The sequence below is a fragment of the Acinetobacter sp. V104_13 genome (assembly GCF_031798995.1).
GTDB lineage: Bacteria > Pseudomonadota > Gammaproteobacteria > Pseudomonadales > Moraxellaceae > Acinetobacter > Acinetobacter pittii.
In genome coordinates this window covers 797,624-815,467 of sequence record NZ_JAVQNP010000027.1, presented here as the reverse complement: position 1 = coordinate 815,467, position 17,844 = coordinate 797,624, and the positions used below count along the sequence as shown (strand labels likewise).

The 17,844-nt window shown below is 38.2% G+C and carries 15 protein-coding genes; 8 read left to right on the top strand and 7 right to left on the bottom strand.

Annotated features, from left to right (window positions below):
• Nucleotides 1–10: 10 nt before the first annotated feature.
• Nucleotides 11–637 (bottom strand): glutathione S-transferase family protein, encoded by a 627-nt coding sequence (locus RMB06_RS16690; RefSeq protein ID WP_014206200.1) that lies wholly within the window; start codon nt 635–637, stop codon nt 11–13.
• 383 nt (nt 638–1,020) lie between these two features.
• Here RMB06_RS16690 and RMB06_RS16685 point away from each other — a divergent pair, with 383 nt between their 5' ends.
• Both RMB06_RS16685 and RMB06_RS16680 read left to right on the top strand, forming a co-directional pair.
• A complete protein-coding gene (locus RMB06_RS16685; protein ID WP_311080415.1) occupies nt 1,021–1,734 on the top strand; it encodes a hypothetical protein in 714 nt (237 codons plus the stop codon).
• Nucleotides 1,735–1,739: 5 nt separating this feature from the next.
• Entirely contained in the window at nt 1,740–2,585 is an 846-nt protein-coding gene (locus RMB06_RS16680) for an ADP-ribosylglycohydrolase family protein (RefSeq protein WP_311080413.1), read from the top strand.
• Nucleotides 2,586–2,644: 59 nt separating this feature from the next.
• Here RMB06_RS16680 and trmB read toward each other — a convergent pair whose 3' ends face one another.
• Entirely contained in the window at nt 2,645–3,361 is a 717-nt protein-coding gene (gene trmB, locus RMB06_RS16675; RefSeq protein WP_032004018.1) for a tRNA (guanosine(46)-N7)-methyltransferase TrmB, read from the bottom strand.
• A 145-nt stretch (nt 3,362–3,506) separates the two neighbouring features.
• On the opposite strand from trmB, the gene RMB06_RS16670 reads away from it, so the two are divergent.
• Both RMB06_RS16670 and RMB06_RS16665 read left to right on the top strand, forming a co-directional pair.
• The gene (locus RMB06_RS16670) at nt 3,507–5,945 is read left to right on the top strand and encodes an ExeM/NucH family extracellular endonuclease (RefSeq protein WP_311080411.1); all 2,439 of its coding nucleotides are present in this window, start codon (nt 3,507–3,509) and stop codon (nt 5,943–5,945) included.
• A 207-nt stretch (nt 5,946–6,152) separates the two neighbouring features.
• Entirely contained in the window at nt 6,153–6,764 is a 612-nt protein-coding gene (locus RMB06_RS16665; protein ID WP_311080409.1) for a glutathione binding-like protein, read from the top strand.
• Between the two features lie 60 nt (nt 6,765–6,824).
• Here the strand turns inward: RMB06_RS16665 and RMB06_RS16660 are convergent, their stop codons facing one another.
• Both RMB06_RS16660 and ahpF read right to left on the bottom strand, forming a co-directional pair.
• Nucleotides 6,825–7,169, bottom strand: a complete 345-nt coding sequence (locus RMB06_RS16660; protein ID WP_311080407.1) for a hypothetical protein — start codon at nt 7,167–7,169, stop codon at nt 6,825–6,827.
• A 172-nt stretch (nt 7,170–7,341) separates the two neighbouring features.
• Nucleotides 7,342–8,907 carry an alkyl hydroperoxide reductase subunit F gene (gene ahpF / locus RMB06_RS16655; protein WP_311080405.1) on the bottom strand — a complete coding sequence of 522 codons (1,566 nt, stop codon included), beginning with the start codon at nt 8,905–8,907 and terminating at the stop codon, nt 7,342–7,344.
• A 256-nt stretch (nt 8,908–9,163) separates the two neighbouring features.
• Between ahpF and RMB06_RS16650 the strand changes: the two genes are divergently transcribed.
• Nucleotides 9,164–9,382: a DUF1653 domain-containing protein gene (locus RMB06_RS16650; protein WP_014206204.1), complete on the top strand. Its 219-nt coding sequence runs from the start codon at nt 9,164–9,166 to the stop codon at nt 9,380–9,382.
• 45 nt (nt 9,383–9,427) lie between these two features.
• Complete coding sequence (locus tag RMB06_RS16645) at nt 9,428–10,015, top strand: O-methyltransferase (protein ID WP_014206205.1); 588 nt, start codon at nt 9,428–9,430, stop codon at nt 10,013–10,015.
• A gap of 65 nt (nt 10,016–10,080) precedes the next feature.
• Here the strand turns inward: RMB06_RS16645 and RMB06_RS16640 are convergent, their stop codons facing one another.
• Nucleotides 10,081–10,296 carry a KTSC domain-containing protein gene (locus tag RMB06_RS16640; protein ID WP_005070287.1) on the bottom strand — a complete coding sequence of 72 codons (216 nt, stop codon included), beginning with the start codon at nt 10,294–10,296 and terminating at the stop codon, nt 10,081–10,083.
• Nucleotides 10,297–10,490: 194 nt separating this feature from the next.
• Nucleotides 10,491–11,054, bottom strand: a complete 564-nt coding sequence (ahpC, locus tag RMB06_RS16635; RefSeq protein ID WP_003652649.1) for an alkyl hydroperoxide reductase subunit C — start codon at nt 11,052–11,054, stop codon at nt 10,491–10,493.
• 352 nt (nt 11,055–11,406) lie between these two features.
• Here ahpC and hrpA point away from each other — a divergent pair, with 352 nt between their 5' ends.
• Together hrpA and RMB06_RS16625 are read left to right on the top strand one after the other, a co-directional pair.
• Nucleotides 11,407–15,264, top strand: coding sequence for an ATP-dependent RNA helicase HrpA (hrpA, locus tag RMB06_RS16630; protein WP_311080400.1), 3,858 nt, complete (start codon nt 11,407–11,409; stop codon nt 15,262–15,264).
• A 95-nt stretch (nt 15,265–15,359) separates the two neighbouring features.
• On the top strand, nt 15,360–16,466 hold the full coding sequence (locus tag RMB06_RS16625; RefSeq protein WP_031947810.1) for a beta-ketoacyl-ACP synthase III: 1,107 nt from the start codon (nt 15,360–15,362) through the stop codon (nt 16,464–16,466).
• Nucleotides 16,467–16,566: 100 nt separating this feature from the next.
• Here RMB06_RS16625 and RMB06_RS16620 read toward each other — a convergent pair whose 3' ends face one another.
• Nucleotides 16,567–17,829, bottom strand: coding sequence for an OprD family outer membrane porin (locus RMB06_RS16620; protein ID WP_311080398.1), 1,263 nt, complete (start codon nt 17,827–17,829; stop codon nt 16,567–16,569).
• Nucleotides 17,830–17,844: the final 15 nt, after the last annotated feature.

Below are 17,844 nucleotides of genomic sequence, written 5' to 3'. Positions count from 1 at the left end.
TATTTAAAGGTCAAGGTTCGCCGTTATTTCCCCATTTTAAGAAGCCCGCACGCTGATTTAAACGTTCAAAATATTGGTCGACATTTTTAAGCGTTGGATGGTCAAAAGGTGTAGCTTTCCAGCGCTGTACCGATAGACCAATTGGAATATCCGCTAGAGTGAACTCAGTACCTGCAACATAGGCCTGAGTTTTTGCGAGTTGTTGATCGAGAATCTGCATATGATGATTCCAGTCATCAATACCTTGTTGTAATAAGTTTGGATCTTGATGATCTGGTGAATGTCTCAACAGAGACATAATTGTATAAGTCCAGCTGTTATTCAGCTCGATTGCTTGCCAATCAATCCACTGGTCAACAAAGAATCTTTCTTTCGCTTGAATAGGGTAAAGCTGATGTTCTTTATCATACGCATTTGCCAAATAACGGATAATACTGTTGGACTGCCAAAGGACTAAATCGCCATCTAAAACAACAGGAATTTGACCATTTGGATTTAATTGTAAATATTCAGGTGATTGAGCAGAGCGAAAGCCTCGACCCCAATCTTCTCTTTCATATTCAAGATTTAGTTCTTCACACAGCCATAAGACTTTGCGAACATTGATGGAGTTATCGCGCCCTAAAATTTTTAACATGTGTTGTCCTTAGCAATTTTTAGTATGGCAAGTATCAGTTTCTATAAATAGCTAGATTTGGTTCGATTGGCAATCATTAATTGGGCGGTAGTGTTTGTTTTTTTGAGTGAATGAGAGTTCTTTCTTTTAATGAATAAGCTAGCATATAAAATTTTAGATAACTTAATATTTGGATTAATAAAGGACTAGGAATAAATTCTATAACATAGCCTTTTTATTTAATTTAATACTTAATTATTTGATATTGTTGGTTGTGGATTAAAATTTTTCTCAATATATTAATAAATCTCTATCGAATATGAATTTGTGATAAAAACTAATAATAAGTATAAATTGTTAGATAATGATGAAGTAATAATATTGATTATTAAGGATAAATGTTCATGGCATTTTTAATTGAAGGATCTAATTTGGATGATGAGATATCTTTGGATATGTTTTATCCAGAATCCTTCCGGTCTTTAGATGAACTAATTGTAATTCATGAGGAGAATTTGATTGTTGTGAAGGAGATTTGGAGTGGGAAAATGTGTGATACATTTTTTAATTTGCATACTTTAGAAAGGATTGATCCCTTTAAAAGATATAACCAAGAGAATGGAAAAGCAGTTATAGAGACAATTGATGATTTAACAGTGGTAACTACTGTAAGTATTGAGACAGGAACAATGGCCGAATATTTATTCGGTGCTGTTTTTAGAAATGACCAACAAATATTCAAATCTTTTGATGTGAGATATTTTTCTCTACCAACACAATCTACCTATCAAAAATATTTAAATGTTCAATCCAATTTAAGAGTGATGCAGAAAAGTAGAGAAGATTTTTTTAAAGACTTTGCTCATTCATCTTTTGAAGAAAAAATCTCAAAACTAAGACAAATCTTTAGAACGAACTTTAGAGCGAATTGCGAGATAGGTTACTATCCACCTGAGTATTTTTTACCTCAGGAATTATTTGAATCGCTTGATAATGACAGTGAGTTTAGAACAGCACTTTGGGAAGTTTTAAGGCTTGAAGAAAGTGCAACAAATGAGCCAGCATCCGTGGTTTTTGATAATTTAATAAAACACTATGTTTATAGTAAAGAGACTTAATTCTGATGTTGACTGAAATTGCTATTGCAGATGCTTATGGTGCAGGGTTTGAATTTTGCAGCGAAGATAAGATTATTTCACTTAATAATTTAGAATTATATAGCAAGCATGAGTTATACAATATTCTAGGCAAGTATACAGATGATACTCAAATGTCGATTGCGATAGTGGAGTTTATATTATCAGATAAAGAGTGGAATAAAGAAAATATAGCTTTAAAATTTATAGAATGCTTTAAAAGAGATGTGCGATTAGGGTATTCAGAAGGTTTCTTCAATTTATTAAGTAAAGTGGAGTCTAGCACAGAGTTACTTGAATTAATAATACCAACAAGTGAAAGAAATGGGGCTGCGATGCGTTCAGTTCCTATTGGCTTTCTAAAAAAGAAAGAAGATGTAATTGCTTTAGCAAAGTTACAAGCACAAGTTACGCATGATTCACCTATAGGAATTCAGTCAAGTTGTGCTGTCGCGTTAGCTGCCCATTTTGGAACTCACCAAAAAGGTTCTATTCGGGATTTAGAGAGTTTTCTAGATTCAGAGCAATATGGAAATTGGGATTATAATTGGAAAGATAGAGTATCTTTAAATGCATATGATACGGTCAGTGCTGCATTAACATGTTTATTGAAACATAGTTGTTTAAGTGAGCTCCTAAAGTCATGTATTAATTTAGGAGGAGATACTGATAGCGTTGCAGCGATAGCTGTTGGTTTAGCTACATGTTTTATAGAATACAAAAAAGATTTACCTATTCAACTTTATAATAATTTAAATGAAGATAAATATGGAGTATCTTTTTTATTAGATTTAGAGAGTAAGTTTCTGAAAAAATGCAATTTAGATAATTAATTATGGCACTAAATTATTAAAACTTAATGCCATAATTTTAAATAAAAATAATACTCTCTTTACTTAATCTTTTTAAAGATAAAGTCATTAATCTTATGACCTGACTCAATACCACGGCGTTCAAACTTAGTTACTGGGCGCCACTCTGGACGAGGGTAGCTGTTGCCTTTACCCGCCAAGTTTTCAAGATCTGGACGGTTGTCTAAAATATCAAGCATCCATTCAGCATACGGTTCCCAGTCTGTTGCTGCGTGGAATGTACCACCAAGCTCAAGTTTTTGTTCAACCAATTGCATACGCTCATGAATAACAAAACGGCGTTTGAAATGACGTTTCTTTTGCCAAGGGTCTGGAAAGTAAAGTTGTACACAGTTAATACTGTTGTCTGGCATTTCACGTAAAACCTGAATCGCGTCTGCATCGAGTACACGTAAGTTTTTAACTTCTGCTATACCTGCTTCATAAAGGCATTGAGCAATCCCAGGTACGTGTACTTCAATACCCACATAGTTGCGTTCAGGGTTGGCTTTAGCCATAAGCACTAAAGAACGCCCCATACCAAAACCGATTTCAACAGTTAAAGGACGTTCTGGATGTTCGAAGTGTTGGCGTAAGTCACCAACAGGATATTCCAAAATTAAATCGCGATGTTGTTCTAATGCCGTGCGTTGAGACGTATTAAGTGGTGCTGAACGACGCATAAACGTCACAATTTCACGGTGTTCAGGCAAATTGTCTAAGTCTGCAATTTGCGTTTCTAACTGATCGATCGACATAACCTTGGCAATATTGAAATTCAAATGCGGTATTTTAAGTCTTCATGTGGTCAAGTCAAATGTTTCGGTGTTTTTCTTCATGTAGATGTCATGTTCAATATTTAATCTAAGAATCTATATAAATTTCAAATGAACATATTTACTCATGAAAACTTTTCAATTACGCACACTTTCTGTGCTATTAGGGGCACTTGGTGCTTTTACATATAGTCCTTGGGCACAAGCACAGCTCATGTTTAGTCAATATGTTGACGGCAGTAGTAACCGCAAAGGTTTGGAAATTTATAATCCAGATGGGACTACAGTTAATTTGGCCGACTATGAAATTCAACAATTTAATAATGGCGGTACAGCAAAAACAGTGACTTTCCGTTTACAAGGATCGTTAACCAGTAAGCAGAAGTTTTTGGTAGGCCGTTCTGAGTTGCAGGCTGAACTTGGCAGTAAAGTAAATCAGATCGCTGCATTATCTTTTAATGGAGATGATGCGGTTGTACTTGTTTATAAAGGTACGCCTGTAGACCGTTTTGGGCGTATTGGTGAGCGACCAGAAACAGGATGGGGAACAGCCGTTTCGAGCTTAGGAAATAGTTTTAAGCGTATTGAAACTGAGAACCCAGCTTTAAGTATTGATGCAACTGCAGCATTTGATTTGGACCGTTCATGGTCAGCTTGGACAAACCGAAATGACTTTTCAAATTTATCTGGCTCAACAACACAGCCACCTGTTGAAACGGTGAGTTGTTCAAGCTCCGATACACCAATTGCTGATTTATCAACCGCAGCACAAAACCAGACCTATACAGTGCGTGGTGTGATAACTGCTGACTATCGTTATGCCAATGGTTTTTCTGGCTTCTATGTTCAGACACCAGATACGAAAGCACGTGCGAATGTTAGCAATGCTATTTTTGTTTATATTCCAAATAGCAGCGCTGTAAAAGGTGGGCAAGTTGGCGATGAAGTTATTTTGCGTGGTCGCTTAACAACTTATCAAAACCAATTGCAATTAGATCAATTACAACAAGATATTCAAACTTGTAATAGCAATATGGCAAATCAGGTGCAGCCGATTAGCCTTGAACTTCCATTTGCTAGCTTAACAGGTGGTTCGACCCATTCTCCACAGCGTTATCAAGGTATGTTGGTTAAATTACCTCAGACTTTAACGGTAAGCGAGAACTACAATTATGGCCGTTATGGTGAATTATCTCTAAGCTTAGGTCGCTTATATATTCCAACCAATTTATATCCAGCGTTATCTCCTGAAGCTAAAGCTCTTGCTCAGAAAAATTTATTGTCGAAAATTATTTTTGATGACGGCTATAACAACCAAAACCGTACTCCATGGTTACCGACAAATTTTAGCGCTGCCAATACGCTACGTTCGGGTTATCAACTTAAGAATGCTGAAGGTATTTTGGAATACCGTTTTAATGGTTGGCGTGTGCAACCAGTGCTTGGACGTAATCAACCTGAAGTAATTACTCAAACAAACCCGCGTCAAAGTGTCATTACCAAAAATGCTAATCACATTCGCGTAGCTTCATTTAACGTTTTGAACTATGACAATGGCGCAACGGGTTTCCCAACGGAGCGCGGTGCAACGACACAAGCTGAGTTTGATAAACAGCATCGTAAAATTGTGAGTGCATTAAAAGCGATTGATGCTGATGTGTATGGTTTAATGGAAATTGCGAACAATGGTTATGGTCCGAACAGTGCAATTGCTCATTTAACCAGTGCTTTAGGTAGTGATTGGAAATACGTTGTTCCTGAAAACTTAGACCGTTTAGGTGGTGATGCGATTGCGGTTGCTATTATTTATAACAGCAAGCGTGTTAAGCCTTTGAATAAACCCGTTGTGCTTGATTTGGGTGACAAGAACCGAACAACATTGGCGCAAAGTTTCCAAGCCGTTCGTGGTAATAAAACGTTTACCGTTATTCCAAATCACTTAAAATCGAAAAGCTGTAGTGGGGTGGATGCTAGCTCTATTGATGCAGACCAAAAAGATGGACAAGGCTGTTGGAACCCGACTCGTGTGAAAGCCGTTGATCAAATTGTGCAGTGGTTGGCGAAAAATCCAACTCAAGTCCCTAAGCAAAATGCTTTACTTGTAGGGGATATGAATAGCTACGCAAAAGAAGAACCTATTTTGTCATTTGAAAAAGCAAACTACAAAGTTTTGCTGAATGACGCTAAGGTAGGACAAGGTACTCAGGCATATAGCTATGTGTTTGGTGTTGCGAGTGATGCCAACGGTAATGGTGGAGCAGGTAATTTAGACCATGCAATTGCTGACGCAGCTCTATATCCAAAAGTAGTGAGAACCTTTGCATGGCATATCAATGCAGATGAGCCAACCGTTTTAGACTACAACGAAGAATATAAAACGGATGAGCAAAAGGTGTTGTTCTATGGTGAAGATGCTTATCGCTCTTCGGATCATGATCCAGTAATTGTTGATCTGGATTTAAATGGTAAAGATTCAAGCCAGCCTGATGATGATAAGAAAAATGGTATTTTTGATTTCTTAACTGAATTAATGAATTGGATTAGCCAGCTTTTTAAACGTAATTAATGGAAAAATTGCGTGACGTAAATGTGTTTTATCATATTTTAAACAATCGTCACGCAAGACAACTTGCAAGGAATAAATTTTTCAAGAATATTAGATGGTGTAAGTATTTTATAAGTTTACGCTTTTTTACAATTAAAGAATTGTGCAAACCTTGCAGGTTTTCTAGAAGCAATTTAAAACGTTAATATGAGATAACAAGGATCAGATATGAAATTATATTATTCGCCAGGCGCATGTTCTTTAGCTGCACATATTATTTTAAATGAAATTAATGTTGATTTTGACTTAGAACGAGTAAATTTAAAAACACATAAAACAGAAAAAGGTACAGATTATTACGACATTAATCCAAAAGGATATGTACCAGCTTTAGAAATTAACCCTGGTTTAATTTTAACTGAGAATGTTGCGATTTTACCTTTCCTTGCTCAGCACGATCCTAAGCAGGATTTAATTCCGCCATCGGGTATGGGCCGTGCGAAAGTATTGGAATGGTTGGGTTATTTGAACTCTGAATTGCATGATGCTTATGCAGTTTTCTTTGGGGCATCTCTAACAAATGATGAAAAAACCAAAGCTTATGCTGAAATCGACCGTCTTTTAAAATATATCGATAACTATTTGTCTGAATCTGATTACGATTATTTGGTAAATGATAATTTTGGTCCAGCAGATGCTTATCTATTTGTTTTAACAAATTGGTCAAACTCAATTGAGCACGACTTAACACCGTATAAGCACATTATTGCATTACGTAATAAAGTTGCAGAGCGTCAATCTGTACAAATTGCGATGCGTGATGAAGGCTTAATTTCATAAAAGATTTTAAGAGCTTAAAAAAAGCCCCTAATCAATAGGGGCTTTTTATACTAAAGACGATTAGTGTTGAGCGTCTTTTTTCACTTCAGCAGCGGTATTTTCAACAGCTTGAGCTGTATCAGCAGTCGCTTTACGTGCAGTAGCTTCTGTTTCAGCTGCAGCTTTAGCAGTCGCATCAGCAGCTTGATCGGTTGCAGCATCGATCTTCTCAGCAGCATTATCAGTTGCAGTTGCAATATCATCAGCAGCTTTATCACCAGCAGATTTGATATCAGCACTTGCTTGTTGAGCAGCATTTTCTAAGTGTTCACCTGTAGTCGCACCAGTTTCTGGAGCTTTATCTTTATTACAACCAACAAGGGCAACAGTCGCAGCAAGACCTAAAGCAACAAGTAATTTATTCATTGTGTTTTTCCTTCTAATTCATGGCATCCAAATATGGATGTCTAAAATATAAACATAAAGTAAATGATTAATAAAGATCGAAAATTGTTAAAAAGTTGTAACTCTAGTATTAAAAAAGCCTAGCATTTTGTAATGCTAGGCTTGAAATAAATAATAATGATTTTGACCGATTTTACTGCCCAGAACGGATGATGTAATCAAACGCTGAGAGTGATGCTTTAGCACCTTCACCTGTAGCAATAATGATTTGCTTGTAAGGTACAGTCGTACAGTCACCCGCAGCAAATACACCTTGCACATTGGTTTCGTTGCGGTCATTCACAATGATCTCGCCACGGTTGGTTAACTCAACTTCACTGTCTTTCAAGAAGTCAGTGTTTGGTAGTAAACCAATTTGTACAAAGATCCCTGCAAGCTCGACCACATGCTCTTCATCAGTCGCACGGTCTTTATATTTAAGGCCAGTCACTTGTGAACCATCACCTAACACTTCTGTACTTAAGGCATTCATAATCACCGTTGTGTTTGGCAAGCTATGCAATTTGTTTTGCAACACTTGGTCAGCACGAAGCTTGGTGTCGAACTCAACCAGAGTTACATGCTCAACAATCCCTGCAAGGTCAATTGCAGCTTCTACACCTGAGTTACCACCACCAATCACAGCAACACGTTTACCTTTGAACAATGGACCATCACAGTGTGGGCAGTACGCAACACCACGGGTACGGTATTCTTGCTCACCCGGTACATTCATTTCTCTCCAACGTGCACCTGTAGAAAGGATTACTGTTTTCGATTCAAGTTTTGCACCGTTTTCAAGTTCAACTTCAACCAAGCCATTTGCAGTCTGGTTGGCCCCCGTGATTTTGCTGACACGTTGCAGGTTCATAATATCAACATCATATTCACGAACATGTGCTTCCATCTCGGCAGCAAACTTAGGACCTTGCGTTTTTTGCACAGAAGTGAAGTTTTCAATGTCCATGGTGTCCATGACCTGACCACCGAAGCGTTCCGCCACGATACCTGTGTTAATACCTTTACGTGCAGCATAAATTGCAGCTGTTGCGCCCGCAGGACCACCACCAATCACCAATACATCAAAAGCATCTTTGGCATTCAGTGCTGCTGCATCTTTTTCAGCTGAGTTGGTATCAAGTTTTGCCACAATCTCTTCAAGGGTCATACGACCTTGACCAATGTGCTCGTTGTCTTGGAATACCATTGGTACAGCCATGATTTTGCGTTGTTCCACTTCATCTTGGAAGAATGAACCGTCAATCATGGTTGCCGTGGTGTTCGGGTTATAAATCGCAATCAGGTTAAGCGCCTGTACCACGTCCGGACAGTTATGACAGCTTAATGATACAAACACATCAAAGTTTGCTTTGAGGTTTAAGCCTTTAATCTGGTTAAGCACTTCATCTGACACTTTAGGTGCATAACCAGACACCTGCAACAGTGCCAAGATCAAAGACGTAAACTCATGACCCATTGGTAAGCCTGCGAAGAACACACGAGGCTGTTCACTTGCTTTAGCCACACCAAAGCTTGGACGACGTGTATTGTTACCGTCAAAACGGGCAGTCACTTTGTCAGAAAGCTCAGCGATTTCACTCACCAACTCTTTAATTTGAGCTGCTTTATCTGATTCATCTAAAGCAGCAACTAATTCGATTGGACTTTCTAGACGTTCTAAGTAAGCTTTTAATTGAGTTTTAATGTTTTGATCTAACATCTGTTTTTACTCCAATGCATCCAAATTCTTTCAATAGATGCATAGTACGTGAAAACACAGAATAGGTGAAACAGTATGTTTTTATAGATTTAATCGGTTTTTTGAATTATCAAAAACATTCATAAATAAGATCAATAATCTATCTCTCAAATATGCTTTTTTATGTTTTGTAGTGTTTTAAAGTGAAAGTATTTAAAAATTTATATATGTTATATGGCTGTAAAGATTTTATGTCATAACATTAAAAGGTACTTTCATGTCATTGCAACGCGGCATTTATCAGCATTATAAAGGTAATCTCTATCAAGTTTTTTCTGTGGCAAAACACAGTGAGACTGAAGAAGAGTTAGTCGTTTATCAGTGTCTTTATGGTGACTATTCAACTTGGGTACGTCCGCTAGAGATGTTTACTGAAACGCTGAAAATGGCTGATGGAAGTATCGTGCCGCGTTTTAAGTTAATTCAAAGCACTTAACGCAAACGACTTTTATATAAAATAACGATTTTAAAGGGTGAATATATGCCAAATACTTTTTTCTTACAAAGAGTTGCCGATTTATATGACACCTTTAAACGACATGATGCACAGCAGACAGACCGTTTGCTGCGGTATCGTAATATTGAGGCGGAGTCTGCAAAATTATTATCGCAATTTATTCGGATGCAGCAAGCTAAATCAATTTTAGAAATTGGGACTTCAACAGGTTACTCTACTTTATGGCTTGCTGAGGCTGCTCAAGCTACTCATGGAAAAGTAACCACGCTTGAAATTGATGCCAATCGTAGTAATGAAGCTAAACGCCATGCGACTGAACTGGCATTAGAGGAATTGGTAGATTTTTGGGTGGGAGATGCAGCCGACTATTTAAAAGAAACTCAGGAAACTTTCGATTTTATTTTGTTAGATGCTGAGCGACCTGCTTACGAGAATTATTGGCCAGATTTAAAACGGCTGATGAAGCCAAAAGGTGGCGTACTCATTATTGATAATGTTATTTCACATGCGGCTGAAGTCAGCTCATTCTTAGCTTTAATTAAAAAAGATGAAAATTTTATGAGCAGTATTTTGCCTGTAGGCGCTGGTTTATGCATTGTAGTGGCAAGGTAAGCCATTTAAAAATCTGATTTATTCATTCATAAAGGCCTGTTCTAAGCAGGCCTTATTTCATTATGTTATGAAGCATTCACTAAAGATAGGCGAGTAAAGTGTAAGTCGAATTCTAAATATTTATGTACAAAAGCAGCTTTGTCTGTTGATCGTAATAAGTTGTCATAAATAAATTCTGGTACAGGATGATAAAGTTCGCCTGAACCATCGCTATAAAATATTTTTAGATGACGTGAAGTCGCATTGTATTTCCATGAAGTGACTGCCACAGTATTCGCCATAAATTTTTCCCCTTTTATTTCATATTACTTAAGCTCAAAAAACATCGGTTATTTATTCGACATTACTCAAACTTCATGTAATGGGGAAGGGCATAATTGTAAAAGTATCAGTAGAAAATGTGATGTGCTTATTCAAAACAAAAGAACCATCCGATGAGGGATGGTTCTTTGAGTTTTTAAAATCTAATAAGAGATTAGATTTTACCAACTAGGTCGATAGATGGAGCAAGAGTTGCTTCGCCTTCTTTCCATTTAGCTGGGCAAACTTCACCTGGGTGAGCGTGTACGTATTGAGCAGCTTTTACTTTACGAAGAAGTTCAGATGCGTCACGGCCGATACCACCAGCGTTGAGTTCAACGATTTGGATTTTACCTTCTGGATCGATAACGAAAGTACCACGGTCAGCTAAACCTTCAGATTCGATAAGAACGTCGAAGTTTTTAGAAAGAGTCCAAGTTGGGTCACCAACTAATGGATATTGGATTTTTTTGATTTCTTCAGAAGTGTCGTGCCAAGCTTTGTGAGTGAAGTGTGTATCAGTAGATACAGCATAAATTTCAACACCAAGTTTTTGGAATTCAGCGTAGTTGTCAGCTAAGTCACCAAGTTCAGTTGGGCAAACGAAAGTGAAGTCAGCTGGATAGAAGAATACAACAGACCATTTACCTTTAAGGTTAGTTTCGTTAACTTCAACAAATTGGCCGTTGTGGTAAGCAGTTGCTTGGAATGGTTTAACTTCAGTATTAATCAAGCTCATCATTGTCTCCATGATTGAGGTTTATATTTAAACTTGTTTACGAGATGTAGAATAAATAAAAATTCTTTATTGGGGAAATAGTATTTTTACATGACTAAAATCGGAAAATCGAATAAGTGATAAATTTACGATTTTTAAGTCCCCAAACACTGTATTCGATTTGACTGCAAAAACATGTAAATCAAATGACAGTTATCGTAAAAGAAACTTGCCTAACAACATGAAGTCTACTGAGACAAAATTCAAGGGTAAAATTTTAAAAAATTAAAAATATATAAAAAACCAACTGTTTTACCTTATGGTCATTAGAGCGTAAAATAGAGGATTGTTGTATTTTCAGGAAAATTTGTCTGTGCAGAATGATTTAAATATTGATCAGTGGGTGATGGCAAGAGATCGTTACCGTTTAAATCGTTTGCGTAAAGATAAAAAAGCCAATACAGCAGAGATTGAAAAATTATTTGAACAATCTAATGCCAAAGTAAGGCAGCGATTTGAACGTCTCCCTAAAATTAAACTGAATCAGGATTTACCTGTTTCTCAATATGCAGACCGATTAATTGATGCGATTCAAAAGCATCAGGTGATTATTGTGGCAGGTGAGACGGGTTCAGGTAAAACCACTCAGCTTCCTCAAATTGCAATGCTAGCGGGCCGTGGTTTAACGGGGATGATTGGTCATACCCAACCACGTCGTTTAGCTGCGCGTAGTGTTTCTCAGCGTATTGCAGAAGAAGTCGGCGAAAAGCTTGGCGAATCTATCGGTTTTAAAATCCGTTTTAATGAACAAGGTTCGCAGGACTCTATCGTACGGTTAATGACCGACGGTATTTTGCTTGCCGAGTTAGGCAATGACCGTTATTTGTCTAAATATGACACGATCATTATTGATGAAGCGCATGAACGCTCACTCAATATCGATTTTATTATGGGCTATTTAAAGCAGTTACTGCCAAAACGCCCAGATCTAAAAGTTATCGTGACTTCGGCAACTTTAGATGTAAATCGCTTTAGTAATTACTTTAATGACGCACCTATTTTTGAAGTAGAAGGGCGTAGTTATCCTGTCGAAGTACTTTATCGCCCAATTTCAGAAATGAATATTGGCGGCAGTGATGACGATGAGTTTGATGATTTCGAAGAAAACCTTCCTCGTGCAGTTGTACAAGCCGTAGAAGAATGTTTTGCTGATGCGGAAGCAAAAGGTCACCCAGAACATGCCGATATTCTAATTTTCTCAAGCACAGAGCAAGAAATTCGAGAATTGCAGGAAACCTTGCAAAAGTACGGACCAAGACACACCGAAATTTTACCTTTGTATGCGCGTTTAGCTGTTTCTGAACAACAGAAGATTTTTAGTCCGGCTGGAAAAGGCCGTCGTATTATTATTGCGACCAACGTAGCCGAAACTGCACTTACGGTTCCGAATATTCGCTATGTGATTGATAGCGGTTTTGCTCGTATATCGCGTTATAACTACCGTTCACGGGTACAACGCTTACCAATTGAAGCAATTTCTCAAGCCGCAGCCAATCAGCGTAAAGGGCGTTGTGGCCGTATTGCTCCGGGTGTGTGTATCCGTTTATATAGCGAAGAAGACTTTTTAAGTCGTCCTGAATTTACCGAACCTGAAATTAAAAGAACCAACTTAGCATCTGTTATTTTGCAAATGCAGAGTTTAGGGTTAGGTGAGTTAGAAAACTTCGATTTTATTGAGCCGCCAGATTTCCGCCTTGTAAATGATGGTCGTAAGTTGCTGATTGAGTTAGGCGCACTTAACGAGAAGAAAAATGAGCTGACTAAAGTCGGGCAAATGATGGCACGTATGCCAATTGACCCACGTTTGGCACGTATGATCGTGGGCGGTGCTCATTTTGGCGTACTCAAAGAAATCTTAATTGTGGTAAGTGCTTTAGCGGTTCAAGATCCGCGTGAGCGCCCAGCCGATAAACAAATGCAAGCTGACCAAAAGCATGCATTATTCAAAGAAGCTGATTCAGATTTTCTGTTTTATTTGAAACTTTGGGAGACTTTAAATCCTAAAGGCGAAGCAGGAATGTCTGAAAATAAACGGCGTCAATTTGCCAAGCAGCATTTCTTAAGCTGGTTGCGTTTACGTGAATGGAAACAGACACACCAGCAATTGGTTGAGTTAGCCGAAGGCTTAAAACTCAGTTTTAATGAAAAACCTGCGAATTATGAAAACTTGCATCGCGCCTTGCTGACAGGTTTATTATCGTTCATTGCCAATAAAACTGATGAACGAAATACTTTTATGGCAGTGCGTCAGCAAAAGGCTAAAGTTTTCCCTGCGAGTACTTTGCATAAAACCAATACCTCTTGGGTGATGGCTTTTGAGATGGTCGAAACCTCTCAAGTGTACTTACGTACTTTAGCCAAAATTGACCCTGAATGGATTTTGTTGGCTGCACGTGATTTATTGAAATATCACTATTTCGAGCCACATTGGTCTAAGAAAGCTGGGATCGTCAATGCGTATGCGCAAATTTCCCTGTTTGGTTTAATTATTGAGCCAAAGCGGTTAATTAATTTTGAGAAAGTTGATCAGCCTGCTGCCCATGAGATTTTCTTACGCGATGCATTAACTACTGGTAACTTGGGTACAGTTCCACCATTTTTAAAACACAACTTACTTAAGCTTGAAGAAGTAGAGCGAGTTGAAGATAAATTGCGTCGTCGTGATTTGGTGGTGGATGAAGAAACAATTTATCAGTTTTATGCGTCGAAAATTCCTGAGGAAATCGCGAGTCGCCGTAGCTTTGAAGACTGGCGTGCCACAGTAGAAGCAAATAACCCACGTTATTTATTTATTGACGATGATGCGCTCTGGCTCAATGATCGGCCAACTACGCAGCAATTCCCAGATCATTTACACAATGGGCAGCTGCGTTTAGCAACTACATATCATTTTGACCCGAGCCATGACGAAGATGGTGCTACTGTTCAAATTCCTGTACAGGCGCTGCCTCAAGTCGATGAAAATATCTGGTCATGGGGAATTCCAGGTTGGCGCCAAGATTTAATTGAGGCTTTACTCAAAGCTTTACCTAAAGACAAGCGTCGTAATGTGGTGCCAATTCCTGATACAGCTCGTAAGCTCATGCAAGGGGTTGATGCAGTACATTTACGTGAACATATTTTTAGTTATTTAGCTTTTGCCTTGCGTGGTGAGCAAATTACTGAAAAAGATTTCTCGTTTGAACGTATTGATCCATATTTGGTGCCTTTCATTAAGGTTATTGATGAAAAAGGTAAGCTGATTGCGAAAGGGCGTGATTTACCTGAGTTAAAAGCACGTTGTCGTGTAGAAACGCATCGTCCAGTGAAACAGCAAAAAGGTGAGTTTAAGGACTTTCCTGAAAACTTTACTTTCGAGGCTTCTCATAAAGTTACGGGCGTTGTAGTAAAGCAATATCAGGCTTTAGTTCCGACCAAGGCTTTTGCTGACCTCGAAGCTAAAGATGAGTCAGGCATTGTTATTCAAACGTTTAATGATCAAGCTGAGGCGATTAAACAGCATCGTGAAGGGATTATTCGTCTGGTTCATATGCAACTTGGTGATTTGGTTCGCCAGTTGAAAAAGCAGATTTCAAAACCGCTCGCGTTGGCTTATTCTCCTTTGGGCGATAAAGCTAAGCTTGAGCAGATGTTAGTCTATGCAACCTTGCAAATGGCAATTACGACTTTGCCAATTAACGCTGACGAATTTAATAAGCTGCTAGATCAGGTCAAAAAACAATTTTTGAGTTATGGTCAGCAAGCACTTGAGCAATTAAGTGATATTTATATTCAGTGGCAACAAATTCGTCGTCAGCTTTTAGTACTTGATCCAGACGTATTTGGACGCAGTATTGATGATATTGAAGATCAGTTAGATTTAATGTCACTTGGCAATTTTGTTTACCGCCAACCAGTCGATCTTTGGCAGGAATACCCGCGTTATTTAAAAGCACTGCTATTGCGTTTAGATCGATTGCCAAATAATCTACAGCGAGATCATGCTGCAATTGACGATGTCGATCCATGGATGGACAAGGTATTTAAATTCAAAAACGATCCAAAAATCAAAGAATTGTATTTGATGTTGGAAGAATTCCGCATTTCTTTATTTTCTCAACCGATGAAAACCAAGATGCCTATTTCGCCAACTCGACTGCAAAAGTTATGGGATCGTTTGGGAATCAGTTAAGATAGATCGGGGTCTGTTTATGCTGTTGTTTAGCCTACAACGCAATTTATAAATGAAAGATTAACAGACCCTATTCATTTTTTTAGGAGTTTTACATGGGCATTCGTATCACAGGTACTGGGTTATTTCACCCAACAGAAATCATTTCTAATGAAGAACTGGCCGACAGTTTAAATGCTTATGTGGAACAATATAACCAAGAGAATGCAGAGAAAATTGCAGCAGGTGAACTCGAAGAATTACGCGGTTCTAGTGCTGAATTTATTGAAAAAGCATCTGGTATTAAGCGCCGTTACGTGATTGAGAAGTCAGGTATTCTCGATCCAACACGTTTGCGTCCTCGTTTGTCTGAACGTTCAAATGATGAACTTTCACTTCAAGCAGAGTGGGGTGTGATTGCTGCGAAGCAGGCAATGGAAAATGCAGGCGTAACTGCTGAAGATATCGATGTTGTAATTTTGGCATGTTCAAACATGCAGCGTGCTTATCCAGCAGTTGCGATTGAAATCCAGTCAGCACTTGGTATTCAAGGTTATGCCTACGACATGAATGTTGCATGTTCAGCTGCTACTTTTGGTTTGAAACAAGCGGCAGATGCAATTCGTTCAGGCGCTCGCCGTGTGTTGTTGGTGAACGTTGAGATTACATCGGGTCACCTAGACTACCGTAACCGTGACTGTCACTTCATTTTTGGTGATGTTGCAACGGCTTCTATTATTGAAGAAACCACTACTAAAACTGGTTTTGAAATTTTAGATATTCATTTATTTACTCAATTTTCAAACAACATTCGCAATAACTTCGGTTTCTTAAACCGTAGCGAAGATGCAGTGGTTGACGACAAGTTATTCCGTCAAGATGGTCGCAAAGTCTTTAAAGATGTTTGTCCGCTTGTAGCAAAAATCATTAATGCGCAGTTGGAAAAAATGCAGTTAACTGCAAACGATATTAAGCGTTTCTGGTTACACCAAGCCAATGCCAACATGAATGAACTAATCTTGAAATATGTGGCTGGTAAAGAGGCAGATCTAAGCCGTGCACCAATTATTCTAGATGAGTTTGCCAATACCTCTTCAGCAGGTGTGATTATTGCTTTACACCGTACAGGTCACGAAGTAGATGATGGCGAATATGGTGTGATTTCATCTTTCGGCGCTGGTTATTCAGTAGGTTCGATTGTTGTACAAAAGCATGTTGCTTAAGTTAAATGTTTGATTGAAAACGCTCGTAAGAGCGTTTTTTATAGGTCGAAAATAATAAAGCGAGCTAAATATTAGCCCGCTTAGATTGAATCAAAAGTTATTAAAACTTTTTGGTGTAGTTTACAAACAGGCGATCTTCGCCAAAATCATTGCCATGTTTAACATTGTAATCAATACGAATATATTGCAGGGCAACCCCTTTTAAGAACGGCTGTTGAAACGCATAGTTTAAAATTACATTCGACTCAGTTTCATGATTTTTTTCGCCATTGGCCGTTTTAAAATCATGGCCATAGACATATTTAACCATTGCATTTAAGCCCGGAACATAATCTTTAAAGTCGTAGCCATACATCACATGATAAGACTTTTCATCTTCTTTAAAGAAACCAGTAGCATTCCAGTTAATGAAATAGGTCTCTGGTAAAAAGCCATCTGGTAGAGGGTAAGCCGACTCACCGATAATCTGTTGATAACCCAAACCAAAGGTATGGTTTTTTACTTTAAGAGTCTCTAGCACCCCAATGTTTTGCGCATCAATATCAAAAGTATTGCCGTCATCTTTTGCATTGAAGTATTTAAATTTAGAGGTAAGGGCAAAATTAGGTTGTTTCCAATTATGCTCAAGCCCTACATAGTGTTTGTTGTAGAGATCTTCTAAATTACCAAAATAGTATTCACCCTTGAGTGACGGCGTAAATTGATAGCGCAGATCTATGTAATTTAAACCATCAGATTCTTTGGTAATGCCGTTCGCTGTAAAAGAAAACTTTTTAAAATCTTCTTCATTTCGTGGAGAGACTTTTTCAACCCGACCAATTTCTGCATAGAGCTGATCTGAAAGTTGCGACTTAAGATTGGTTCCCCAATATGAAGCAAGCAATTGTCGGCTTGCATCCACAGCTGTTACGGGTAAATCTAGCCAGAGTTCACCGACACTTAAAAGGGTTTTGTCATATCCCAGTTTTAAAGTGGCGCCGTATTTTAAAAAGTCCGATGCTTGTGACTGAGTTTCTTTATTAAAAGGCAAAACTGTATCAGCGACGTGTTTGTCTGAACTCAAGCGCACGGCGTATTGAACAGAAGCATCGGCACCAATGGTAATAGGCTTGTCTGCAATTTGCAGAGGGGTGTCATGCATTTTCGATTTATAAAATAGCGATGCTGCCTGAGACCAACTGCCAGTATCTTTAAGTGCATCATTATCAAAATTACGGTTGATATAGGCATTCTTTAGCGTGAACTTCCATTCATCTTCGCTTTGTTGAGCCGTATCTGCTGCCCATAAACTTGAGCTAGTCAATAACCCGAGTAATGTGGCTATTGCTAAATTACATGGTTTAAAGTGGTGTAGTAATTCCATAATCCATTTCCAAAA

What these genes read in the sequence shown, in the direction of transcription:
- RMB06_RS16690 (WP_014206200.1), bottom strand. Translation starts at nt 637, where the DNA reads ATGTTAAAAATTTTAGGGCGCGATAACTCCATCAATGTTCGCAAAGTC.
- RMB06_RS16685 (WP_311080415.1), top strand. Translation starts at nt 1,021, where the DNA reads ATGGCATTTTTAATTGAAGGATCTAATTTGGATGATGAGATATCTTTG.
- RMB06_RS16680 (WP_311080413.1), top strand. Translation starts at nt 1,740, where the DNA reads ATGTTGACTGAAATTGCTATTGCAGATGCTTATGGTGCAGGGTTTGAA.
- trmB (WP_032004018.1), bottom strand. Translation starts at nt 3,361, where the DNA reads ATGTCGATCGATCAGTTAGAAACGCAAATTGCAGACTTAGACAATTTG.
- RMB06_RS16670 (WP_311080411.1), top strand. Translation starts at nt 3,507, where the DNA reads ATGAAAACTTTTCAATTACGCACACTTTCTGTGCTATTAGGGGCACTT.
- RMB06_RS16665 (WP_311080409.1), top strand. Translation starts at nt 6,153, where the DNA reads ATGAAATTATATTATTCGCCAGGCGCATGTTCTTTAGCTGCACATATT.
- RMB06_RS16660 (WP_311080407.1), bottom strand. Translation starts at nt 7,169, where the DNA reads ATGAATAAATTACTTGTTGCTTTAGGTCTTGCTGCGACTGTTGCCCTT.
- ahpF (WP_311080405.1), bottom strand. Translation starts at nt 8,907, where the DNA reads ATGTTAGATCAAAACATTAAAACTCAATTAAAAGCTTACTTAGAACGT.
- RMB06_RS16650 (WP_014206204.1), top strand. Translation starts at nt 9,164, where the DNA reads ATGTCATTGCAACGCGGCATTTATCAGCATTATAAAGGTAATCTCTAT.
- RMB06_RS16645 (WP_014206205.1), top strand. Translation starts at nt 9,428, where the DNA reads ATGCCAAATACTTTTTTCTTACAAAGAGTTGCCGATTTATATGACACC.
- RMB06_RS16640 (WP_005070287.1), bottom strand. Translation starts at nt 10,296, where the DNA reads ATGGCGAATACTGTGGCAGTCACTTCATGGAAATACAATGCGACTTCA.
- ahpC (WP_003652649.1), bottom strand. Translation starts at nt 11,054, where the DNA reads ATGAGCTTGATTAATACTGAAGTTAAACCATTCCAAGCAACTGCTTAC.
- RMB06_RS16625 (WP_031947810.1), top strand. Translation starts at nt 15,360, where the DNA reads ATGGGCATTCGTATCACAGGTACTGGGTTATTTCACCCAACAGAAATC.
- RMB06_RS16620 (WP_311080398.1), bottom strand. Translation starts at nt 17,829, where the DNA reads ATGGAATTACTACACCACTTTAAACCATGTAATTTAGCAATAGCCACA.